Origin of the sequence: Aneurinibacillus sp. Ricciae_BoGa-3, assembly GCF_028421645.1 — a bacterium.
GTDB lineage: Bacteria > Bacillota > Bacilli > Aneurinibacillales > Aneurinibacillaceae > Aneurinibacillus_B.
The window spans coordinates 534409-557500 of sequence record NZ_CP116887.1; the positions used below are offsets into that span (position 1 = coordinate 534409).

22 protein-coding genes and 1 rRNA gene (1 of these 23 cut by a window edge) are annotated in these 23092 nt (G+C 46.3%); 20 read left to right on the plus strand and 3 right to left on the minus strand.

From position 1 onward, the window contains the following. The first annotated feature begins 2 nt into the window (after positions 1–2). Together PP175_RS02835 and PP175_RS02840 are read left to right on the plus strand one after the other, a co-directional pair. Positions 3–1301 carry a peptidase gene (locus PP175_RS02835; RefSeq protein WP_272441363.1) on the plus strand — a complete coding sequence of 433 codons (1299 nt, stop codon included), beginning with the start codon at positions 3–5 and terminating at the stop codon, positions 1299–1301. 54 nt (positions 1302–1355) lie between these two features. Further along, the gene (locus tag PP175_RS02840) at positions 1356–2213 is read left to right on the plus strand and encodes a DUF2278 family protein (protein ID WP_272441364.1); all 858 of its coding nucleotides are present in this window, start codon (positions 1356–1358) and stop codon (positions 2211–2213) included. A gap of 303 nt (positions 2214–2516) precedes the next feature. Here the strand turns inward: PP175_RS02840 and PP175_RS02845 are convergent, their stop codons facing one another. Beyond that, entirely contained in the window at positions 2517–3143 is a 627-nt protein-coding gene (locus PP175_RS02845) for a fumarylacetoacetate hydrolase family protein (protein WP_272441365.1), read from the minus strand. Between the two features lie 453 nt (positions 3144–3596). Between PP175_RS02845 and PP175_RS02850 the strand changes: the two genes are divergently transcribed. Together PP175_RS02850 and PP175_RS02855 are read left to right on the plus strand one after the other, a co-directional pair. Then, the gene (locus PP175_RS02850; RefSeq protein ID WP_272443159.1) at positions 3597–3905 is read left to right on the plus strand and encodes a rhodanese-like domain-containing protein; all 309 of its coding nucleotides are present in this window, start codon (positions 3597–3599) and stop codon (positions 3903–3905) included. Between the two features lie 105 nt (positions 3906–4010). Next, positions 4011–5168, plus strand: a complete 1158-nt coding sequence (locus PP175_RS02855) for an amidase domain-containing protein (protein ID WP_272441366.1) — start codon at positions 4011–4013, stop codon at positions 5166–5168. Between the two features lie 33 nt (positions 5169–5201). Here the strand turns inward: PP175_RS02855 and PP175_RS02860 are convergent, their stop codons facing one another. Next, positions 5202–5933 (minus strand): polysaccharide deacetylase family protein, encoded by a 732-nt coding sequence (locus PP175_RS02860; RefSeq protein WP_272443160.1) that lies wholly within the window; start codon positions 5931–5933, stop codon positions 5202–5204. 257 nt (positions 5934–6190) lie between these two features. Between PP175_RS02860 and PP175_RS02865 the strand changes: the two genes are divergently transcribed. From PP175_RS02865 to PP175_RS02920, 12 genes are all read left to right on the plus strand, one after another. Next, positions 6191–6934, plus strand: coding sequence for a dolichyl-phosphate beta-glucosyltransferase (locus PP175_RS02865; protein WP_272441367.1), 744 nt, complete (start codon positions 6191–6193; stop codon positions 6932–6934). Continuing rightward, positions 6924–7907, plus strand: a complete 984-nt coding sequence (locus PP175_RS02870) for a lysylphosphatidylglycerol synthase transmembrane domain-containing protein (protein ID WP_272441368.1) — start codon at positions 6924–6926, stop codon at positions 7905–7907. Before PP175_RS02865 ends, PP175_RS02870 begins: the two co-directional genes overlap by 11 nt. A 112-nt stretch (positions 7908–8019) precedes the next feature. Next, on the plus strand, positions 8020–9624 hold the full coding sequence (locus PP175_RS02875) for a hypothetical protein (RefSeq protein WP_272441369.1): 1605 nt from the start codon (positions 8020–8022) through the stop codon (positions 9622–9624). A gap of 11 nt (positions 9625–9635) precedes the next feature. Next, positions 9636–10694 carry a permease gene (locus tag PP175_RS02880; RefSeq protein WP_272441370.1) on the plus strand — a complete coding sequence of 353 codons (1059 nt, stop codon included), beginning with the start codon at positions 9636–9638 and terminating at the stop codon, positions 10692–10694. 132 nt (positions 10695–10826) lie between these two features. Further along, the gene (locus tag PP175_RS02885; RefSeq protein WP_272441371.1) at positions 10827–11741 is read left to right on the plus strand and encodes an LCP family protein; all 915 of its coding nucleotides are present in this window, start codon (positions 10827–10829) and stop codon (positions 11739–11741) included. Positions 11742–11878: 137 nt separating this feature from the next. Continuing rightward, the gene (locus tag PP175_RS02890) at positions 11879–12382 is read left to right on the plus strand and encodes a DUF3993 domain-containing protein (protein ID WP_272441372.1); all 504 of its coding nucleotides are present in this window, start codon (positions 11879–11881) and stop codon (positions 12380–12382) included. 194 nt (positions 12383–12576) lie between these two features. After that, complete coding sequence (locus PP175_RS02895) at positions 12577–13374, plus strand: motility protein A (protein WP_272441373.1); 798 nt, start codon at positions 12577–12579, stop codon at positions 13372–13374. Next, a complete protein-coding gene (locus tag PP175_RS02900) occupies positions 13349–14113 on the plus strand; it encodes a flagellar motor protein MotB (protein WP_272441374.1) in 765 nt (254 codons plus the stop codon). Before PP175_RS02895 ends, PP175_RS02900 begins: the two co-directional genes overlap by 26 nt. Before the next feature lie 292 nt (positions 14114–14405). Continuing rightward, positions 14406–15425: a cytochrome d ubiquinol oxidase subunit II gene (locus tag PP175_RS02905; RefSeq protein ID WP_272441375.1), complete on the plus strand. Its 1020-nt coding sequence runs from the start codon at positions 14406–14408 to the stop codon at positions 15423–15425. A 61-nt stretch (positions 15426–15486) separates the two neighbouring features. Further along, the gene (locus tag PP175_RS02910) at positions 15487–15657 is read left to right on the plus strand and encodes a hypothetical protein (protein WP_272441376.1); all 171 of its coding nucleotides are present in this window, start codon (positions 15487–15489) and stop codon (positions 15655–15657) included. 272 nt (positions 15658–15929) lie between these two features. Then, on the plus strand, positions 15930–16289 hold the full coding sequence (locus PP175_RS02915; RefSeq protein WP_272441377.1) for a hypothetical protein: 360 nt from the start codon (positions 15930–15932) through the stop codon (positions 16287–16289). A gap of 129 nt (positions 16290–16418) precedes the next feature. After that, positions 16419–18122 (plus strand): N-acetylmuramoyl-L-alanine amidase, encoded by a 1704-nt coding sequence (locus PP175_RS02920; RefSeq protein ID WP_272441378.1) that lies wholly within the window; start codon positions 16419–16421, stop codon positions 18120–18122. Between the two features lie 52 nt (positions 18123–18174). On the opposite strand, the gene PP175_RS02925 is transcribed toward PP175_RS02920, so the two are convergent. Then, the gene (locus PP175_RS02925) at positions 18175–18684 is read right to left on the minus strand and encodes a type 1 glutamine amidotransferase domain-containing protein (protein ID WP_272441379.1); all 510 of its coding nucleotides are present in this window, start codon (positions 18682–18684) and stop codon (positions 18175–18177) included. Positions 18685–18839: 155 nt separating this feature from the next. Between PP175_RS02925 and acpS the strand changes: the two genes are divergently transcribed. The 4 genes from acpS to PP175_RS02945 form a co-directional block, all read left to right on the plus strand. Beyond that, positions 18840–19223: a holo-ACP synthase gene (gene acpS / locus PP175_RS02930; RefSeq protein WP_272441380.1), complete on the plus strand. Its 384-nt coding sequence runs from the start codon at positions 18840–18842 to the stop codon at positions 19221–19223. A 62-nt stretch (positions 19224–19285) separates the two neighbouring features. Then, positions 19286–20845, plus strand: coding sequence for an NAD(P)H-hydrate dehydratase (locus PP175_RS02935; protein WP_272441381.1), 1560 nt, complete (start codon positions 19286–19288; stop codon positions 20843–20845). A 49-nt stretch (positions 20846–20894) separates the two neighbouring features. Further along, positions 20895–21905 (plus strand): DUF4367 domain-containing protein, encoded by a 1011-nt coding sequence (locus PP175_RS02940; protein WP_272441382.1) that lies wholly within the window; start codon positions 20895–20897, stop codon positions 21903–21905. Positions 21906–22305: 400 nt separating this feature from the next. Then, positions 22306–23092: ribosomal RNA gene (locus PP175_RS02945) — 16S ribosomal RNA — on the plus strand (it continues 748 nt past the right edge of the window).

A 23092-nucleotide genomic window follows, 5' to 3' on the forward strand; every position in this document is an offset into this window, starting at 1 on the left:
TTATGAAAAGTAGCATCGAACATGAAATAAAACAGTGGATGAGCGAAAACAGGCAAAACGCAATCGATCTGCTGCAGCGGCTGGTTATGGAGCCCAGCACGCAGGGCAACGAAGCGGGTGCACAGAAGATAGTGGCGGATAAGCTGGTTGATATGGGGCTTGCGGTAGATGTATGGGAAGACGAAGGACAGGGGCTTGAGGAGCTGGTGAAGCATCCTTATTTTTGTTCTCCGCGTACGGAATTTAACGGAAGCCCCAATGTAGTGGGCTTGTGGAAGGGCTGCGGCGGTGGCAAGTCCCTTATATTAAACGGCCACATTGATGTCGTGCCTACAGGAGAACGTGTTCAGTGGAGAGATGACCCATTTAGTGGAAAGATTGAAGACGGCCGGATGTACGGACGAGGCGTAACCGACATGAAAGGCGGAAACATTGCCATGCTTTTTGCCATTGAAGCTCTTCAAGCACTGGGTGTTAAGCTTAAGGGAGATGTTATTTTTCAAAGTGTAGTGGAAGAAGAAAGCGGGGGCTCGGGCACCCTGTCAACGGTGCTTCGCGGATACAAAGCAGACGCTGCTATAATTCCGGAGCCAACCCAGATGAAAGTCTTTCCGAAGCAGCAGGGCTCCATGTGGTTTAAAATCCGCATCAAAGGAAGGTCCGCCCATGGCGGCACCCGCTATGAAGGGGTAAGCGCTATTGAGAAGGCCATGCTCGTAGTGGAAGCCGTACGCCAACTGGAAAAGGTGCGAAACGATCGGATATGCGATCCGCTGTATAAATCCATCCCTATTCCAATACCCATCAACATTGGCACCATTGAAGGCGGAGAATGGCCTTCCTCCGTACCCGATAGAGTTGAACTGAAGGGACGGATGGGGGTAGCGCCGGAAGAAGAAATGGGTGATGCGAAGCAGATGCTCGCTGAGGCGCTCGCAGGGATAAAGGATGAATGGCTGCTGCAGAATCCACCGGAAATCGAATGGTTCGGCGCCCAATGGCTGCCGGGGGCTGTTGAACAGGATCATGCGTTAATGAATGCCCTCGTTGATTCCTACCGAAATATTCTGGGGGAAGAGCCTGTGATTGAAGCATCCCCCTGGGGTACAGATGGCGGACTGCTGGCGAAGACAGCAGGTACGCCTGCAATCGTTTTCGGGCCGGGTGTAACGAGCATGGCGCATTACCCTAACGAATACATTGAACTTGACAAGGTCTTTGACTGTGCTGCCGTAGTAGCCTGCACGATGCTTAAGTGGTGCGGTGTCGAGGAAGGAGGAAATACGGTGTATACAAATTAAGGAAACTTGGGAATATAAAATCAGTGCGTTACTTCTTAATCGGGGGGACTTCTTATGGCGTTACCGCTTTATTCCGTATTCAGGGGAAATGGAGCCACCATAGATAATATTCAGTGCGAAACACCAAAAAAGGGCGGCAATCAGACTTTGAGCGGCGGAATTGTGTGCAAGCCGGATCGCAAAGATACTCCCCATTATCGCTTTACGGTTAAAAGTGCCTCAGAGGATGAACGCGGTATTGAGGTCATTATTAATGTAAGGTCGGGAGATAAACGAAAGAGTTTTAGCCGAAATTTATATTGTTATTTTACAGAGAACTTCGATCCTCTACATGCAAAAAATTTCTCGTTCGAAAAACTTAAACAGCTTCCGCCAGGCCTCACTGTTCTCGACTTCGACCTGGAATCGCGAAAGAAAAGCGGAATCGCGTTAGATTATGTACGCAGCAACCTGTTTAATATAAGCCCCGCGCATAGGCTCGATGCCGTATTCAAGGAGTTACCGACAACGCAGATGAATGGGAAGGAAGAGGAAGTAAACGATCTTAATGAATTTTTGCATGACCAAATATTGAAAGCAAAGAACGGCAATGCGGATGTGTACTTGTTTGGAGATGCTTACCCGCACCTTCCACGAGGATATAAATGCCCTGTTGGGATTCCGAATGAAGAGGAAAGGCAAATTCGGCTGAAATTTCTGCGCAGAAGGTTCCTTGGGCTAAAGGGGATTCATGATATTCATATGAATCAGGGTAATACCTTGAAGGAGAAGTGGATTGAAAACAATGCGGTGTATCAGGATGGTGCTCTATTTATTCACTATACGAATGAAGACAAATGGTCAGCTATTTTCCTTAGGTTTGCCTCCCAAAGCCTGAACACAGACGATCAAACGGGCTGTTGTAACGATTAGGCCCCTTTTTTTGTTGATATGGAATTTATGTGCTTCACAGTGATGAAGTGCCTTGAGCGATTTTTTAAATGGGACCTTCGGTCCCGAAACCCCCAAGAAAACATCGTGAGGCGCATGTCCGCACCTTTCTCTCCCCCTGTGGAGCGTGTGGAACAGAGGGCGACAAAGACCGGCAACCTGTCTCCATCATTGAAATACCCAGATGTTTTGCCGGTCTGCCCGTCGTTTCACAAAGCGGCCGTAAAAACTTCTATGAGGGGAAAGGAGAGAGCGGCATGGCCCGCGATGTTTTTCTCTGCTGCTTTATGTAAGGCGGATAATGCAATCGCCAAGTTGATTTTCTCCCCATAACAGAGCCAATCTGTCTCCGTCCGCTACTGCTGCTACACCGGCGGGTGTCCCTGTGTAAATGATATCTCCTTCACCCAGCCCAAAGTTTTCGTGGATAAAGGAAAGAATGGTCGAAAAATCAAATAGCATATCCTGGATGTTTCCGCGTTGTGCTTGCTGGCCATTGCGGAGCAAACAGAAATCGGCTTGTTTACATGCCCCGCTACCCGGAAATGCTACAAAAGATGTAAGAACGGCGGAATTCCGGAAGCCTTTTGCGGGAAGCCACGGATGACCTTTCTTTTTTAATTCCGTCTGTACATCCCGCAGCGTAAAATCGATTCCGAGGGCCATTTTATCTACAGCCTCATCAACTGCCATGCCGCTCGTATACGCTTTGCCAATATGAAGCACGAGTTCTGCCTCATAATGAACTTCCCCCCGGCTTCCGATAATGCTTATCTCGTCACCATTTGCTTGCGCAAGCGCGTGGGTCGGTTTAGAGAAAATCATTGGTGAAGTAGGAACGGCATTGCCAAGTTCTTCAGCATGCAGGCGGTAGTTGCGCCCGACACAGTAAACATTGCGTATTGTTTCCATCAGTATCCTCCATTTTGTCCGTTATGGCTGCTGCATGGTTGCGACTGAACATTCTAGCGATTAGCATTTTATTTAATGATAGTCTTGCATGGTAGATAAAGCAAGATTGCGTAACGATCGCGAAACCAAACGTTTCCGCTAGATTTGGGCAGTTATATTCCTCAGGATTGTGTCGCCTCCAATAGAGAAGAAGATACTCAGCATGCCCTGTATATTATTCGTAATATCTTAAAGGCGGATACGACGCCCCAGGCGGAGCTGGATCTTAAAAATTTAAATACAGAATAAAGTAAAAAGCCAAGCGGAAAACCCATTTGGATAACCGCATATTGCCCGATGCAGTCGCATGTGCGAAAATGGCAATCAAGAAGTGAAATGGGGTAAGCGGTCTCCATTTTACATTTTCCCGGGCTGCCGGAATCCAACTTTTAACCAGTTACAGGAGGGTAAATGATGAGCCAGTATGAAGAAATTTCTTCGGAAACCGTACATCAGAAGCTAAAGGATAATCGTAAGTTAAATATTATTGACGTTAGAGAGGATGAGGAATTTAGCTCCGGACATATTCCTGGAGCTAAATCCATGCCGCTGGGGCAAATTCCGTCACGTGTTGGCGAACTTAATAAAGATGAGGAATACATCATGGTATGCCGCAGCGGAGGCCGAAGCAGCCGGGCATCAGAATGGCTGGCCGAGCAGGGTTTCCGTGTGAAAAACATGACGGGCGGCATGCTTGGCTGGCCGGGTGAGACAGAAAAATAAAATACAATCTCACATCCCGTCTTGTTCCTGATTGCTATACATAAAGCCGAGGCAACAATTTCATAATAAGGGAGGCACATTATTTAAAATGAGGTGAGCTTCCCGATGCGGCGATGGATTAGTCAATGTACTCGCTTCTTACTTGCATACATGCTGCTAATTTCTCTATTGGTACAGCCTGTTTACGCAGTAAATAAAGGACAGGAACAGGGACAGGGAAAGGAAGAGGTTAAGGCTTTTTTAAACATGCTGTATGCAACCCGTACAAAATTCTTGATTACGAATCAACCCGAGACCATTGCTAAATTTTATATGAAGACAAGAGCTAGCGGGTATGCTCTCGAGCAAGAAAAGAGGAGAACCAATTACATCCATGCATGGGGGGAAAAGAGGGCGCTGCGATTTAACGACGCGAGCAGCAGCATCCGGATATTCCGGTTAGATGTTAAGGGCGACAGGGCCAAGGCCTACCTGCATGAAAGTTTATGTTTATCCTATGTGTACCCTGGCAAGAACCTTCCTCCACAGAAAATGGGGATTGGAACGAGACACAGCATTTCACTGCAAAAAGTTGATGGCAGCTGGCGAGTGCTGCGGGAATGGTACCTCGACCCCATCGATGAGGATACCCGATACATTCCAACCGAGCCATCTGAACAAAAAACGGACCAGAGCACAGCTGCAGCTCCGCAGGCAATTCCAGTTAAAAAAAGCGGCCAGAGCCGGTACAACAGGGAGAAGGCTGTAGAGTATGCAAATAAATACGCAGGTGCTGCCTGGGGTGCAGGGAATAATCATTTGTACAACAAAAAGTATAAAGATTACACGTATTTGGGGGGAGATTGTACAAATTTCTCATCGCAGGTGCTCGGTGATAAGGAAGAAGGCGGCGGCCTGCCTATGGGAAGAGGCTGGCATTATTACTCCGGAGCGGGTGGAAGTGTCGCCTGGGTGCAAACAGATGGGCTCAAGAATTTTCTCCTATACAGCGGATATGGAAGGCTGATTGGCCGTGGTTACTATGAAAGCATGGTCAAACCTACTGAGAAGTACCCGCACGGAGCGGTAGCCGAGCTACAGCCAGGTGACTTAATCGGTTATGAAATGAAGAATGGCGATGTTGACCATTTCTCTGTCGTAGTGGGAAAAGACGATAACGGTTATCCACTGGTGAATTCCCATACGGGAGACCGATATCGAGTACCGTGGGATATTGGCTGGGACAAGAAAACGAGGTTTTGGCTTATCCACATTAGAGATTAAAAAAATAAGAGGAAATCGGCGACGATTTCCTCTTTATCTGTGTGCGGGGACGTTTTTCCCCGTTTTGTGCAGCAACTCACTTACCGTGACAAATTTATATCCTTGCTCGGTGAGGTCATGCAAAATCTGCTCAACAGCTTTAACGGTTTGCAGGCGATTGCCACCGGAATCGTGAAATAATACAATGTTACCGGGCTTTGCATGGCTGATAACCTTATTTGCAATCTTCGCTGCTCCCGGGTTAGACCAATCTTTTGTATCCTGTGTCCATGACCACATCACGACCAGATGGGATGTTGTGCGGGCGGTCGTAATAATTTTCTCATTGTATACGCCTCCGGGAGGACGAAAGAGGTGTGTGTGCTTATGCGTTAGAGAATAAATCGTATCATCCGTTCTTTTGATTTCATCCAGAAGCTTGTCTTTGGATATCCTGCCAAGGCGTGGGTGACTGAACGTATGGTTTGCGATTTCGTTTCCTTTTTTACTAAGATCCTGAATCAAGGTTTTATACGATTCAGCACGCTGCCCAATTACAAAAAAAGTTGCGCGGGCTTTATACTTTTCAAGCAGTTGGGATATCTGGGGCGTATAAACCGGATGCGGCCCGTCATCAAATGTTAGGGCGATGAGCTTCTCCTTTGTTTTAGCCTCCCACACAACGCCTCCTGTGGATTCCCAGTATGCCCTTGTGTTTGGGTGGGATTGCGTTACTTCCTCATTAATTAGTGGCTGTGAAAAAAGAAGAGCTGTGGCAAGCAGCATTTTTAACACCCAAATCACCTCCATCTCAAACCGTGGTTTTTTTATTTTGTTCGAATGAGCGCATTTCCTTTCCATTAAGATGGAGGAAACCCAGACAAAATACGGTAAGTACCTAAGCACTTAGAGAGAAAAAGCAGGAAATATGGTATAGTAGGTAATACCATATACAAAAGGACCCTATATTGTTTATAATATTTAACTATGATATAAGCCAATAAAGTTCTCGCTAAAGTCGGGAGAAAAGGACGTGTTCTGGAATGGAAATATCACTTGTCATTCCGGCCTATAACGAAGAAAAAAGGATTACGCATACTTTGCAAATGGTTATGCCTTTCATGGACAACCACTTTCAAAGCTATGAAGTTATAGTCGTGGATGACGGAAGCAGCGATCAAACCGTTTCAATTGTGCAGGGATTTGGGCATCCTAATCTTCATGTGTCATCTCTTGGCCAGAATATGGGGAAGGGAATGGCGCTAAAACAGGGAATGCTGCTTGCAGGAGGCAAGTACATTTTCTTTATGGATGCGGATTTACCCTACCCGCTTGAAAGCATGAATGAAGCGCTGGCTGTATTTTACGCAAAGAAAGCCGACCTCGTCATCGGGGGGCGTGATTTATATCAGGAGAAGTCGGATGTTCCTTATCCGCTTTCCAGGAAAATTGCATCAACTGCTTTTTCCCTGTTTATTAATTCAGTTCTTCACTTAAATATTCCGGATACGCAATGCGGGTTTAAAGGATTTACGCGCGCCGCGACAAATGCGATTTTCCCGCAGCTTACGATACAGGGATTTGGTTTTGATTTTGAAATGCTTTTCCTCGCTCGTAAATACGGTTGTCATATCGAAAGGATTCCTGTGAATCTGCGGCATTCAGGTGATTCAAAGGTCAATATTGTCAAGGATTCCCTTAAAATGGCGCAGGATGCGATTCATGTGCGTATGAATGACTGGAACGGCGTGTATTCTAAGTGGAAAGAAGTCAGCCATGAAGGGTAAATATATTCAGCTTGCGGCAGGTATCATTGTAACTGTCCTTTTTCTGGTTCTGGCCTATCAAAATCTTGGCCATTTAAGTGTCTCGCGGATTTTTCATTATCCCGTGCAATACCCGTATGTCGTGCTGGCCGTTGTCGCTTTTATGGTTAGCCAATGGTTTCGCGCTCTGGCATGGAGCAGGGGAATGGCCCCGGATATTCCACAAAAAACAGCCTTTCCATCGGTATGCATGGGTAACGGATCCAACATGCTGCTGCCTTTTCGCATCGGAGAAGTTGTGCGGGTGGTTACGGTTAGCCAAACGAAGAAGAGCTATTATGCCGTTGCCGGGATTAACCTAATCGTGGAGCGGCTGCTTGATGTATGTATTCTCATATTGCTTGCCGTATTTGTTGCTTTCTTTATACAGTTCGATCCGGCTGTACAGGTTAAACTGGCGCTTGTGCGCAATGTGATGCTTGCCGGAATGGTTATAGGGTGTGCGGCGCTGGCACTGTTGATCCACTATAGGAAAACAGCATCCGCATCCCCGCGCGTACCTCGCATTCTAAAGAAAGGCTTTGCTTTTTTGGAGCGTCTTTCGTTGCTTCGTTCACCGCTTGTACTTGTGCGTACTCTGTTCTACCTGGGATGTTCATGGGGGTGTGTTTATCTCTCAACGGTATTTGGCCTTATGTCGGTGGGCCTTTTCGGTGTCAAATACTGGGTGGCAAGCCTGGTTGTCATTGTGCTAACCAATATGATTATGCTCATCCCAGCAGCGCCGGGCGGAATTGGTGTTTTTCAATATGCGGCCACGTACGCACTATCGCTATTCCATGTTGTGCCTCTTCATATGGCATTGCTCGCAGTGCTTCTGCATCTTATTCAGTATGCTGCTCTTCTGCCCCTAAGTATTTATTACTTTATTAAGGGAGAGTTTAGGCTATCGTATTTTTTAAAGAAGGCATTAAATCAGGATGCCCGGACATAAGATGGAAAAGACAGGCAGGGCCGCCCGCCCTGCCTGTCTTTCTGATGGTTTTCATACATAAATTATGAACGTTCCCCTATACACGGATCGATTTTCATGAGAGGTAGATAGGATGAATAAAAACAACAAGTCGGTATTATTCTGGGTTGTATTTGCCACAGCCATGGCATTAAAATTTGGCTATGATAAGTTTAAATATTATCCTGTTTTGGACGACTGGCTCCAGTATGGAGCTTATCAATTGTATAAGAACCCTATTCAGATTTTTTTCAACTATAGCTATCATACGAGACCCCTAGCGTCTTTTTTTGATGTCGCGGTGTGGGGTACATTCTGGCCTGATCTATCCGTCCCTTTTATCGTGATAACTGTGCTTCATCTAGGTTCCTGCTATCTGCTTTACCGTATTTTCACCAATGTTTCCATTCCGCTTGGCATACCTGCGGCCCTTATTTTTGGATTGATGCCCCTGGGAAATGAAGCGACCTACTGGCTGTCAGCTTCAACCCGTCTCGTTGTCGGGCTGTTTTTTATGCTGTTTTCTTTATACTTGCTTACAGAAAGCATGAATAAAAAAGAAAAAAAGATGTATATCTTCGGATTTTGGTTTTTCCAGCTGGTTTCTTTTTGTTTCTATGAACAGATTATTGCGCTGGGCTTTGTTGCCTCGCTCCTGCTGCTTCTGTGGAAGAAAAAGCAGTTTAAGAAGTGGCATGTATTTGCCCTGCCTGTTTTAAATGCCGCACTTATTGCTGGCTATTACATTTTATTTAAGGCAGGAGGCAATGCCGCCCAGCGGGGCAACCTCATAGGAAAGGATCCGTTCTGGCTGCACGTTGCTGGCGTTTTTCACCAGTTTTACGACATTGCCTATACGGTGCATTCCGATTATTACACGCGAGCTTTTCCCTCTGCGATACGCATGCTGATTGAAACAAAGTCCTATACGTATATTCTGACAATTGTGGCTGTTTCAGTCGGTGTAGGGTATGCAGCGTGGAAATTAGAGCGGAGCAAAGAGGGCAGCAAGAAGATAGGAATAAGGCTTTTAATTGGGCTTATTGCCGCAGTTGTGCCGCTTATCCCTTTCTTCTTGATTCAGGATACCGGCCTGGCGCTGCGCAATGTGTTTCCATCTATGGTTGGCCTTGCTGTTATGGTGGATGCGCTACTTGACTGGTTCGGGAGCGGAACGGCTGCCCGGGCGATTTACGGGGCACTGTCCGCTTTTTTAACCTTCGTATTTATATTGGCAGGTGTCGCCGACATACAGGATTACAAGCGTGTCAGCCAAATGGATCGATCGGTGGCTGAACAGATTGTGAAGGTAGGCAGCCAGCAGCATAAATTCAACGGCGTTTATCCTGCATATCTGTTCGGAGCGGAAGAAAGGCTAGTGCCTGTTAACGTCTTTTTTCTAAACCATATTCGGAATGTAACAGGCAGTGATTGGGCGTTAAGTGGCTCGGTCCGTGCGGTTGGCCACAATCCCAATTACCCTGTAATTACGCCGGTTTCAGCAACGGACGACTTGATTGTACCCGAAAAAGATTTACGTAACGGCCTCCTTATGGGCCTGCAAAGCCAGCGCGGAAAGATGAGCGTTGTACCGCTGCATGCGGAGAAGAAGGACAACGGGGACTATCGGCTGCTTCGTATGGACGGAACCCAATTCGGTGTGTATTATGTAAAAGCGCAACATTTCAAATGGAAATAGGAGGAATCATCGTGCAGCAAAATCAGGCTGATTCAGCACAGCAGCCGGTACAAAATTGGAAAAAAGTGCTGTTGTTTATTGTTTTGGTTGCCATCGGTTTATTCTGGGCTAAATGGCAGCCCTATTTTGCTAAAATATTTATCGCATCAAGCAAGCATTCAATTGGAAAGTCTATTCTGGCCGGTTTACCATCCTCTTCATGGGCGGCAGCCTGGGGATATGCTCGTGTATATTTTCTGGCAATCTGGAAGGCGCTTCTTGTTGCCGTCATCGTAGCTTCCCTCATCCAGGTATTGCTTCCAAGAAACTGGGTAACCCGTGCGCTTGGCAAAACAGGATTCTTGTCCACTATGACCGGTGGATTGCTTGCCCTGCCTGGGATGATGTGCACGTGCTGTGCAGCGCCTATCGTAATCGGCCTGCGCAAATGCAAAAGCTCAGTAGGTGCAGCGGTCGCTTTCTGGTTCGGGAATACAGCGATTAATCCTGCTGTGTTAATTTTTATGTTCTTTGTACTGGGGTGGAAATTTACTGTCCTCCGGCTTGTATTCGGCCTTATTCTGGTATTTGGTGTGAGTTATCTGGCTAACCGCTTAGCGGGTGGTGAGATGGTAGATGATTCAGTTTTAGCTGTGCCCAACACAGAGGATGAGGAAGAGCAGAACCGCGGCTTGGCTTCGCGCTGGTTTAAGGCGTTATGGCGTTTGATTATTGGTATTGTACCTGTTTATATTATTAGCGTTCTGCTCCTTGCGTTTGCCCGGGCATGGCTGTTCCCAGCGGGTGGGCTGGGAGGCCAGGACAGCATCGCCTTGATTGCCGGGCTCGCTATAGCCGGAACATTCTTTGTCATCCCGACTGCAGCAGAGATCCCGATTATTCAGGCACTGTTGTCCATGTGGCTTGGCACCGGTGCTGCTGCGGCTCTTTTGATAACCCTGCCGGTTATCAGTCTGCCTTCTATGCTGATGGTCCGCAAAGCACTTCCTGCCAAAGTTATGCTGTTTTTAATGGTAAGTGTGATTGTACTGGGGATCGTTGCTGGATTCATTGCCAAAGCATTATTTTAAAGAGCAGTTGGACGGGCGTCGAGCCCGTCCATTTTATTTCGGGAAATTTATGGATAATAGTTAGGGCAACCGATTAAATTAGGCTATAATAAGAGTGACGATACTTCACTGTTGAGGAAAGGATTTTGAATAATGAAGCTGAAACGGGTTATCCTCACTCTCTTGACACTGGTTTTTTTATCAGCTGCAGGGGTTGCCGGTTATTATGCTTATTCCTGGTACTCCTTCACAAACAAAATCCAGCAGCCCGCAACAGCTACATCTCTCCCTGAATGGGTGGGAAATGAACGGGTAAATGTTTTGCTCTTAGGTGTTGATAAACGTGATGGAGAGACAACCACTCGTTCAGATTCGATCCTTTTGGCGAGTGTGGATCCGGTAACTAAAAAAGCACACCTGTTTTCTATTCTTCGGGATTCCTGGGTTTCCATCCCCGGGTACAGAAACAACAGAATTAATACAGCTTATGAATTAGGTGGTCCTGAACTTGCAGCACAAGCAGTAGAGAATTTGACCGGTTTAACTATAAATTATTATGTCGTAACCGACTTCCGCGGTTTTGAAAAAGTCGTTGATGCTGTTGGCGGAGTCGATATGTATGTGGAGAAAAACATGGATTACACTCTGTATGATAATGGAGGATACTTCGACATTCACCTGAAACAGGGGTATCAGCATCTGGATGGACATAAAGCACTTCAGTATGTTCGGTTTCGCCACGATGCAATGGGCGACTTTACCCGAACGCAGCGCCAGCGCAATTTCTTAAAGGCACTGGGCACCAAACTGAAAAGCGCAACGGGAATATGGAAGCTTCCAGAAGTACTTAGTGCCATGTCACCCTATATTAAAACCAATATGAGTTCAAGCGACATGCTGCGGTTGGCAGCACTGGGTTACAGTGTAGACATGGCTACAATAGCGTCGGAGCAGATCCCGCCTTCATCCATTCTCCGCGAAAAGACTGTAGGTGGAGCCCAAGTAATCGATCCACGCCCTGACGAAACAAAAAAATATATTCAGGATCTGCTTCAGTCAAACCCGTAGACACATAGCAAGAGTTTTTCTTCCAAGGAAGGAAACTCTTCTTTTTTTACCTGGTCCTATTAACTTCCGGCAATTGTGGGTAAAGAAAAGCATCGAACATTGCCTAAGACGCCAACTGGAGAAAGGGGAGGCATCACATGAAGCGATTCAGTCTGTTGTGGCCTGTTATTGCGGTGGCAAGCATATCCCTTATGCAGTACCAGCCTCTTGCAAACGCTGCTGTAGCGAGCCAGAGTACAAAGGCAAGAGTTGAGCAAATTCTAAAGGATGCGAAGAAGGCTCAATTGGGCTTGTCAACACCTATGCCAATCGAGACCGTAAAGGCGAATCTGGGCAAGTATCTATGCCGCTCCTTCGTAACACGTTTTATTAAAGAACGAATGGTCCGGCTTACGTACGGCGATCAAAAGGGAAAATGGTTGGTACCCGGGTCGGATGATATGTACCTTTTCATACCTAATTTTTCCTGGAACAACAAGACAAGTGTATACAAGTTATCTGATAACGCGATCGCAGTTTCGCAGCCGTTTAACAGGGAAGAGGGACCGTGGATTGAAGATGCCCACGTGGAGACCGCTATCCTCACGAAGGAAAATGGGAAGTTGAAGGTTCAGAATATTTCGTATAAAATGAGGAATTAAAAAACTGTCACTTCGCTTTTATCGATCGGGCCGTTGCGGCTATATCTATACGCGATACATTTTGCAGAGGACGCCTGAAGAGGCGTCTTTTTTGTGCATCGGAAAGTAAATTGCTAAAATGGTTCTTGATTTTGATGGAATTTTACCGATATATATATAGGAGCAGACATTTTAGAGAGAAATAGGGGATGTAAATGGATAAAACCTCACTTATAGGGATTGTTGTATCCATCATTGCTGTAGCTTTTGGCTTTATGTATGGGGGCGGAACATTGGCCCTGTTATGGAGTCCAGAGTCATTTGTACTTGTGCTTGGCGCTACAGCAGGAGCAGTTATTCTATCGTTTACAATGAAAGAGGTAAAAACCATTCCCAAGTTATTCAAGAAGCTTTTTAACGATAAGCCGATGGATTTCATGGGATTGATTGATATGATGGAGAATCTGGCGGGAAAGGCCAGGCGTGAGGGATTGCTTTCGCTGGAGAATGAAATTGAGCAGATTGATAATGTTTTTATTGCGCGTGGAATGAGAAGCGCAGTTGACGGGGTTGACCAGACTGTGATCGGTGAGATGCTGGAATTTGACATTTCAGCTATGGAAGCAAGGCACCAGCGTGGAGCAAAAGTATTTGAAGCGGCTGGCGGCTATTGCCCGACCATCGGTATCATGGGCACGGTGATGCACATGGTTATTATTATGACTGAATTATCCCATCCGGAAGCATTGGGGCCTAAGATCAGTGCGGCATTCCTTGCGACCTTATATGGTGTAGCATTTGCTAACCTGTTTTTCTTCCCATTCGCTGAGAAGCTGAAAGGAAAATCCAAAGAGGAATCTCTCTATCTAACCATTGCGTTAGAAGGCATCATAGGTGTACAACAGGGAATGAACCCGGTAGCGTTACGGGAAAAATTACTCGTCTTCCTTCCTGAGGGCGTTCGAAATGCGGGTGGTGAGATAGCCGATGTCCAGAAAGAAGCAGAAGCATGAGGATCACGTCAACCTTGAACGATGGTTGGTATCCTATGCAGATTTTATAACCCTTCTGTTTGTGGTTTTTCTTATCTTGTTTGCAATGAGTTCGGTAGACGCGGCCAAATTTCAGGCGCTCGCAGAATCGTTTCATTCTGTGAAAGGCTCCGGTGCCTCTCTCGTTATGCCTGCGCCAGGTTCAGCCATGACGCAACAAGCGAAAGTGGGGGCAACAGGGCAAAACAAGCAGAAGGACGAGCAGAAGAAGCTTGAAGAAGTAAAGAAAAAGCTTGAGAAGTACGCCAAACAAAAAGGCATCGCAAATAATCTTAACATCAACATGGACAAAAACGGTATCAATGTGACAGTAACGGGAACTATCTTGTTTGCTAATGGCGATGCCTCACTCCAGCCGGCGGCAAAAGCTGTTATAAAAGATATCTTCAACATTATCAATACGATAAACAACCCGGTTCGAATTGAAGGGCACACGGATGATCGGCCTATCCAGACGCCGCAGTATCCTTCAAACTGGGAACTTTCTACTGCTCGGGCTACCAACTTAATACGCTACCTTGTGACGGATTTCAAATTTGACCCTACCAGGTTGTCGGTTGGTGCGTACGGACAGTATCACCCAGTCGTCCCTAATACCAATGAAGAAAATCGAGCCAAAAACCGCCGCGTTGAAATCATGATCCTTAGCAATGAAGTGAAAGATCAAACACCTCACAGCGGCGAAAAAGCAAGTCCTTGATCTATACTACATAAAAGCTAATCCTACAAAAGGATTGGCTTTTTTTTATGGATAGGACATCATATGCGCATCTTTAAACATAACCGTAACTAAGGCTATCGATCCGAGCCTGCGGCTGGTGTCAGCCTAGTTTTTAATCCATAAGCTGACACAGCATTGTAACAAATAACACAAATTTTATCCATATATACATAGTGAAAAAATTGTTATACTTAATCGAGATAAGCACTCATCGATCAAAAATCAATAGTTGAATAGAGATAAGGATTATCAGGTACAGGGGGGATATCCGGTGTCATATCCGCTGATAAAGATCATTATCCTTGGGGTGTTTCTGTATGGATATGTTTTAACAGTATCGATAGATTTTGGGGCCAGGTTCTTTTCTTATTTTAGCAAATGGCGGGGTCAGGACTACACGATTGGCAGAATTATCGACCGGTATCTTCCAACAATATGGGAGCTGACGATTGTTTTTTTCATTTTGTCCATTATTGGCCTGGTGGAATTTTTTCCAAATGCCGTATTTTACTATGGAGAAGCTTTATTAATCCCTGGGGCTTCAGTAGTGGGCTTGCTTATTATTCGGGCTATGTTTTATATAGGGGTAAGCCGCGGATTGCAGCAAACGTCTCCTTATCGTTTTATACATAGTATGATAGGATTGGCCATACCAGCTGTCCTGTCTACTGTGCTGACCATCTCAGAGGGAGGCTTCATTAAAGAAACGCAAAGCGGGCAGGTTCACTTCATGTTCTGGGATCTTATTGCGAGCCCTTATACCTGGACTGTGATTTTGCTTTCGGTGGTAAGCGTATTGTTCATTAGCGCAGCCTTCCTTGCTTTCTATGCTTCGAAATCCGCAGACACGAAAGCTTTAGAAGCCTTTCGCGGATTTGCTCTGTGGTGGAGCGGGCCCACGATTTTTGCCAGCCTGCTTGTTTTTTCCACGCTGCAGATCCATAACCCGCTGCACTTTCAAATGATGCTCGGTCTAAAATTTCTGTTCGTTCTTTCTTTTGTATGTTTTATAGCGGCTATTTATTTGATATGGAAGAGAAAAGCGTGGGGAACGGCCTTTATAATGGTAATGCTTCAATTTGGTTTTGCCTTTTTCGGATATGGAGCTTCTCATATGCCGTATCTGCTGTTTCCATATGTAACGATTCAATCTGGGCAAGCAAATACCGGAATGGGGCTGTGGCTTATGGTAGCTTCTGTTGGAGGGGGATGCCTGCTCATACCGCTTCTGGTCTTATTAATGCGGCTGTTTTTCTTTAACTCGAGATGCGAGGAAAATACCAAAGGGTAATTTCCAGGAATAAAGGGTAAGAAGAACATAGGCGTATCATTTGACAAAGAAGGTGAAGAGCTTGTCCCGGTTTGTTGTTACAGCGGTAAGCAGTTCTGCGTCCCTCTGGCTGAATGCGATTCATGACCAGGAGTCCGACTATGACGAGGGCAAAATTACGCTTCATATTTTAGAACATGAGTTAACCTGCAGAGGAATCGCTGATCTTGAAAAAAAGTTCTTTTCCAGATAGAATTTGATGCTGAAAATCTTCAAGAGGCAAAAAAAACATGGTCGGATATTGAAGAAGTCACCCGGGATTATATTGGATTCGCGGTCGGTTTCACTCCGGAGATTGACCGGGTTACATACAGGGCTGAGGATCAGGAAGAAATAATAGAAAATCGATCTGAAAGAGAATGGATCTGCTACAGTCCTCATCAGACGCGGGAAATAACGAGCACAACCATCAACTTTTTAAAAGAATCGCTGCGATCCGTACAAATTCAGAATGCTCTGCACTACATGCGCCTGGCGGAAGACGTCAAGCGAGATAAAAAGCTGCGCATGCTTCTTTTCTCTAAAACACTTGAGGCGATAATCGGGCATGCGCGCAGGAAACTGGGCTGGGTCTTGGCAGAGTTAGGCGTAGAGGAATCGAAGGAAGACATCGAGCAGATGATTATCAATATCCGAAACTCGGCAGATACTGCCCATTCACCCAATGACCCGGATGTTCTCCATTCAGATATAGACATTTCGGAAAATACCATGGTTGAGGCGCATCAGATGGTTGTGATGGTGGTAACGAAAGCGATGCGCTATTTACAAGATGGTAAGGATTTAAAGAAACTTAAGATATCCTATTTTGATAAAGATAAATGAAACAGGTGTGGCCGCTATCCCGGCTGCATCTGTTTTTTTGTCTGCGGTGGATATAAAAAGATAGTCGTATCCCGCCGAAACATAGAGTAAGGAGTAGAAACCTGGATGTTTAAGGGGAGAAGGTATGAAATGAGAAAATTCGGCGAGTATGTAGGGATGTTCCTTTTTCTCTTGATTGGTTTAATTTTTACTAGCGGAAGCGCTTTAGCATCAACTGTTCAGATGTGGGTGAACGGAGCATTAATAAAATCCGATCCGCCACCGCAAACGATTAACGGGCGGCTAATGGTTCCCGTAATGTTCGTGAAAGACGAGTTAGGTCTGGACGTAAAATGGGATGCCAAGTCCCGGCGGGTGACGATTTTAAATGCGGGAAGAACGGTAGAACTTGTGGTAAATTCTAAAGATGCAAAGGTAAACAGCGCTATGAAACGGCTGGACACGGCTCCCGTGATTATTCAAGGCCGAACGTATCTTCCGTTCCGATCGCTAGGCGAACTGCTGGGAACGGTGGTGGGTTGGGAGAGTGATACGCAGAGCATTGTTATCAACCGCCCGGTCAGCCTTAAAATTATGGACAAGCCATTGTCTATCAACGTGTACCGTCTCAACGGCGGATATTACGCAGCTGCGCAGAGTGTCGCGGAGAAGGCGGGTTATAAAATAACAAAGAACGGCAAAAATATAATCCTTTCAAAGGGGGCCGATCAGCGTACATTTAAACCTAATGCTGTACAAAACGGGTACAGAATAATCGATGATGCGGTTGTCATACCTGTGACGGCTTTTGCTGATCTGGAAGGTGTAAAAGGAAGCTGGAATGATGAAAAAACGTTATTTAGCGTAAATAAGAAACAAATAAACGTCTTAAGCATATCTAAAAAATCTGACGGCATTACCATTAAAACAGATGGGCCAACCTCATTTAATGGTTTCAAAATGAGCGCACCAAATCGCATCGTATTGGATATGCAAAATGCCTTAGTAATGAAGACGATGCAGGTTGCGGGTAACGCAAATAACCCTGCAATCAAAGCAGTGCGCTTTAGTCAATACGCCCCGGGTGTCGTAAGAGTTGTGATGGAACTGAATGGGAAGGCTAATTATTCCACGCAGTCTTCTAATGACGGCATATCGGTTAAGCTTAAGGATATACAATTGCCGGCCGCTCCATCTACTCCGGTGGTAAAACCTGTTTCCGCACCGGTATCCGTACCAGTATCTGTTCCGGGTCAGGAACCATCTCCATCGGCAGGTGGCAATCTGGCCCCTGCGGGTACCCCGCTATCCAGCAAATATAAAGTTACAATTGTACTGGATGCCGGGCACGGCGGGGTAGATGTGGGGGCGATTGGTGTAAATAAAACCCTTGAAAAAGATTTTACAATCTCTCTGGTGAATAAACTGGCTGCAGATCTCGGACAAGATCCGAAGTTTCATGTCATACTTACAAGGCATGGGGACGAGTTCCCCTCGCTAACAGACAGAGTTAGAATTGCCAACGATGATCATGCTGATTTATTTTTCTCCATCCACGCAAACTCTGCAACTCCATCGGCTAACGGTACGGAAACCTACTATTACACGGATAGGAGCAGGCGATTTGCAGAGATGATCCATAGGCATGTTGTCGAGGCAACTGGATTTCTGGATAGAAAAGTCAAAACAGCAGGTTTCCAAGTGATCAAATACACCAAAATGCCCGCCTTGCTTGAAGAAGTCGGTTTCATTACCAACCCTGAGAACAATCGCAACATGATGGATGAAGCCTTCCAACAAAAAGTTGCGGACAGCATGTATGCAGGAATAAAAGAATATTGCGGTGAAAATTAAACGTATACATTGAAAAAGACCGATTCATGCGAATCGGCCTTTTTCAATGGTGCTATTGCAGCTTCTCCAGAGATTTCTCAATAAAGGCTGGTATATCAGCCGGCTGGCGGCTTGTTACATAGTTCCCGTCTACGATAACTTCCTGGTCAACAACGTCTGCCCCTGCATTTTTTAGATCGACCTGTATGGTTTTCCATGAAGTCATTTTGCGGCCTTTCACCCCGTCAGCGGTGATCAACAGTTGAGGACCATGGCAAATCGCAAACACAGGCTTTTCGTGTTTTAGGAAATCTTTTGTGAAGGAAACCATTCTTTCATCTGCACGCAGTCTGTCAGGGGAACCGCCGCCCGGAATAAATAGGGCATCGTAATCATGCGGGTTTACATCGGCAATTCCAAATTGCGGTTTTTCAGTTGTTTTCCCGTTTTCACCTTTTAATTCTTTTCCAGCCTCAATTCCGATTACAGAGAGTTCATGGCCAGCATCTTCAAGTGCCTGCTTGGGTTTCATGTATTCATCTTCATTGAACAAATCACCAAGTACTACGGCGACTTTTGCCATAAGCGTATTCCTCCTCCAGTAATGTCAGATTCTTGTTCGTCCACAACTATTCTTTTACCCTGAGAATGATTTTTGAAACGCTTAAACACTCTTCGCTTCAAAAGGGAAGGCAAAGGTATAATAGAGGTAATTAGTAAGGAAGGTGGCATGCTCAAATGATTGTGGGGACAGGTATTGACATTGTTGAACTCGAACGCATCGAAAAAATTTTGAAACGGCAGGAACAGGCGTTTATCAGCCGCGTGCTGACGAAAGCTGAAATCCAGCAAATGCCGGCTGAGCAGGCGAGAAAAACAGAATATACAGCCGGCAGGTTCGCAGCCAAGGAAGCTTGTTCAAAAGCGCTCGGAACAGGAATTGGAGGTGTGCTTTCCTTTCAAGATATAGATGTACTCCGCGCAGACAATGGTAAACCGGGTATTACCGTATCCCAGGAAGTTTTGGCGGCAACAGTGGGACTGGAGAGGTGTAGGCTTCACGTCTCTATCTCGCATAGCAGAGACTATGCTATCGCCCAGGTTATTGTGGAAAAGCTGTAATACTTGTCTGCATAACGCGTCTTTTATGGACATACATATATATCGTGTTAGGAGGGAACTGTGTGTACGTGGTGAGTGCGCAGCAAATGCGTGATATTGACCGTTTCACCTTTTCGCAAATTGGGATTCCGGGTCTGGTTTTAATGGAGAACGCGGGAGCGGCGGTTGTCAAGGAAATTGAGGACCGATGGCCTTCAGGCAGGGTGGTGATACTGGCCGGTCCTGGAAACAACGGAGGAGATGGTCTGGTGATCGCCAGGCTCCTGTTAAACCGAGGACGTCAGGTGCAGGTATGGTTGGTGGGAGAAGAGAGGAAGCTGAGCCAGGATTGCAGGACTCAATTGCAGATTCTGCAGGCATGCGGGTTTAATGTTTCTGCTGTACATGAGGAACGGTTAGACGCTTTATCTGCAGATCTCCAAAGCGCTCAGGTTACTGTGGATGCGATGCTTGGAACAGGAGCTAAGGGAAGTTTAAGGGAGCCGTACGCTTTTATTGGAAAGGAAGTAAGCCGATGTGATGGGTGTGTGATAGCTGTAGATATGCCTACAGGAGTCGATAGCGATACGGGAGTGGCAGACACGCATGCAATAAAAGCGGATCTGACCGTTACATTCGCTTATCCTAAATGGGGACAGTTTATGTACCCGGGTGCCTATCATGTAGGTGAGCTAGTGATTGCCGATATTTCTATTCCGGCTAAGGCTGGCCAACAGCTACTCCTCAAAGATAAGCTGATAACGGGTCCGATGGTTAAAGCATCCCTTCCTGCAAGGCCACGCTTCTCCCATAAGGGAACTTACGGCCATGCACTTATCGTGGCCGGTTCCGCTCAAATGACGGGCGCACCTGTTCTTTCCGCCGCTGCGGGTTTGCGTTCTGGGTGCGGTCTTCTCACGATGGCTGTACCGGAAACAATTCTGCCTGTGGTTAGTGCGAAAATTAATGAACCGGTATTTTCTGCCTGGCCGGCGGAACAAGGTTATTTTGCGAAGGACAGCGCAAAACAATTGAATGCAGATGCCTATGACGCAATAGCGGTCGGTCCTGGAATTGGCCAATGGATAGGTGGAAGTGAATGGATAGAGGACATTATCAGTTCTTCCTCCGTTCCGCTCATTCTCGATGCAGACGCTCTAAATCTATTGTCGGAAAATCCCGCCGCTCTCCAGCGTAAAAAGGGGCCGATTATACTGACTCCTCATCCAGGGGAAATGTCCAGGCTTTACGGCACAACCGTTAAAGAAATAGAGAACAATCGCATTCACTTCGCCCGTTCTTTTGCGCAAAAGCATGGTGTAATTCTTGTCCTCAAAGGCGCATTCACCATCATAGCTGCTCCAGATGGAAGCACGTACCTCAATCCTACTGGCAGTGCTGCACTGGCAAAGGGCGGTTCGGGCGATGTATTAACCGGTATAATCGCCGGCATGATTGCCCAGATGGACAATGTGGAGGCCGCTGTTAAACTTGCTGTTTATATCCATGGTCTTGCCGGAATGATTTGTGGTGAACGGTCAATGTTCGCAACACTTGCTGGAGACGTTATTGAGGCCATTGGACCTGCGATAGAAGTCGTAAAAGCGGGAAAAATGCCACACACATATTTCCCAGGAAATTGACATGGGAAACCCTCCTTTGTCGAATCTGAAAGACGAAGGGGTTGGAGACATGAAAAAAGTTGTTTCACTCACTTTGCTATTGTTGCTGCTTTTTACTCTAGCTGGATGCGGCCCCAAAGATGCTAACGCTATAACAAAAGATTTATCGAGCCGGGTCGACAAAATGTTGGGATACAAATCCAAAGCAGTATTAACGCTTCAAACCGGAAAAATTCCTCAAGAATACGATGTGGAAGTATGGTATCAGAAACCAAACCTTTATCGGATTGCCTTAACCTCTAAACAGCGTGATATTACCCAAATTATTTTGAAGAATAAGGATGGCGTTTTTGTCCTGACCCCACATTTGAACAAGAGTTTCCGCTTTCAAAGTGAGTGGCCGCAGAAGCATGGACAGGTTTACTTATATGAATCATTGGTCAACAGCATTACCACTGATACAGCGCGGCATTTTCAGACGGAGGGAGACGGTTATTCGTTTGAGGTTAAAGCCGACTACCAAAATCGAACGCTTACAAGCCAGAAGATCACACTGAATAAATCGCTTGATCCGATTAAGGTTGAAGTTCGCGATACGAACATGAACCCTATGGTTACATTAGTATATTCCGAATTTCAAATGAACCCTGCGTTCGATAAAGATGCTTTTGATAAAGAGAGAAATATGCAGGCCGCAATTCTTGACTCTGCCCCGGCCATGGCTTCTTCTGTTCAAAGTTCATCGGACAGTTTTGGAGTGATTGAACCAGACTATCTGCCAAAGGGTGTCACGCTTGCTGATACAACGAAGTCGGTAGATAAGGATGGCATTCAGATTGTCCAAAGGTATACAGGGAAATACCGTTTTTCTCTCGTTGAGAATAGGGCGCATGCCACGCCTGTCAGCTTTGCAACTGGTGAGCCAGTTGATTTAGGTTATACCATTGGCGTCCTGACTGGTAACCAAGTTAAAACGATGATTTGGAATAACGATAACGTGGAATATAAATTATACGGCGATCTCCCATCTGATGAAATGGTTCAGGTGGCCAAGTCAGTATTCAATCAAGTTGGGAAATAGCAGGAGTATAAATGGGGTGCAGCACTGCCCTTTTTTTGTTGGATAAAAAAGCTGGGTTTATCTACACAATTGCAGCATAGGCTAGCGCACTCGCTTACGGTCTGGCGCTAGCCAAGTTTTATTTTGAGAAAAAAAGCTGTTGACATTATATATTTCTTCGTGATATATTTTTATTCGCTGCTGTAAGGCGCAAACTTTCAACAACGGCTTGAATAATTTTTAAAAGTTGTTGACAAACTAACCAAATTGTTATATGATAATAGAGTCGCCGCTGATTAGGTGGTTGACCGTAAAGTTCCTTGAAAACTGAACAGTGAAATGCCAAATGTGCGATTGACCCAGAATTCAATTCTGGATTTTATCAGTAAGACCAGCTCGTATGAGCAAGCAGCATCGAACCTTTTTGGAGAGTTTGATCCTGGCTCAGGACGAACGCTGGCGGCGTGCCTAATACATGCAAGTCGAGCGGACTTTGGAAAGCTTGCTTTTCAAAGTTAGCGGCGGACGGGTGAGTAACACGTGGGCAACCTGCCTGTAAGCCTGGGATAACTTCGGGAAACCGAAGCTAATACCGGATAGGATCCAGAACCGCATGGTTCTGGGTGGAAAGTTTTCGGACACTTACAGATGGGCCCGCGGCGCATTAGCTAGTTGGTGGGGTAGTGGCCTACCAAGGCGACGATGCGTAGCCGACCTGAGAGGGTGATCGGCCACACTGGGACTGAGACACGGCCCAGACTCCTACGGGAGGCAGCAGTAGGGAATCTTCCGCAATGGACGAAAGTCTGACGGAGCAACGCCGCGTGAGCGATGAAGGTTTTCGGATCGTAAAGCTCTGTTGTCAGGGAAGAACCGCCGGGAAGACCTCCCGGTCTGACGGTACCTGACGAGAAAGCCCCGGCTAACTACGTGCCAGCAGCCGCGGTAATACGTAGGGGGCAAGCGTTGTCCGGAATTATTGGGCGTAAAGCGCGCGCAGGCGGTTTCTTAAGTCAGGTGTGAAAGCCCACGGCTCAACCGTGGAGGGCCACCTGAAACTGGGAGGCTTGAGTGCAGAAGAGGAGAGTGGAATTCCACGTGTAGCGGTGAAATGCGTAGAGATGTGGAGGAACACCAGTGGCGAAGGCGACTCTCTGGTCTGTAACTGACGCTGAGGCGCGAAAGCGTGGGGAGCAAACAGGATTAGA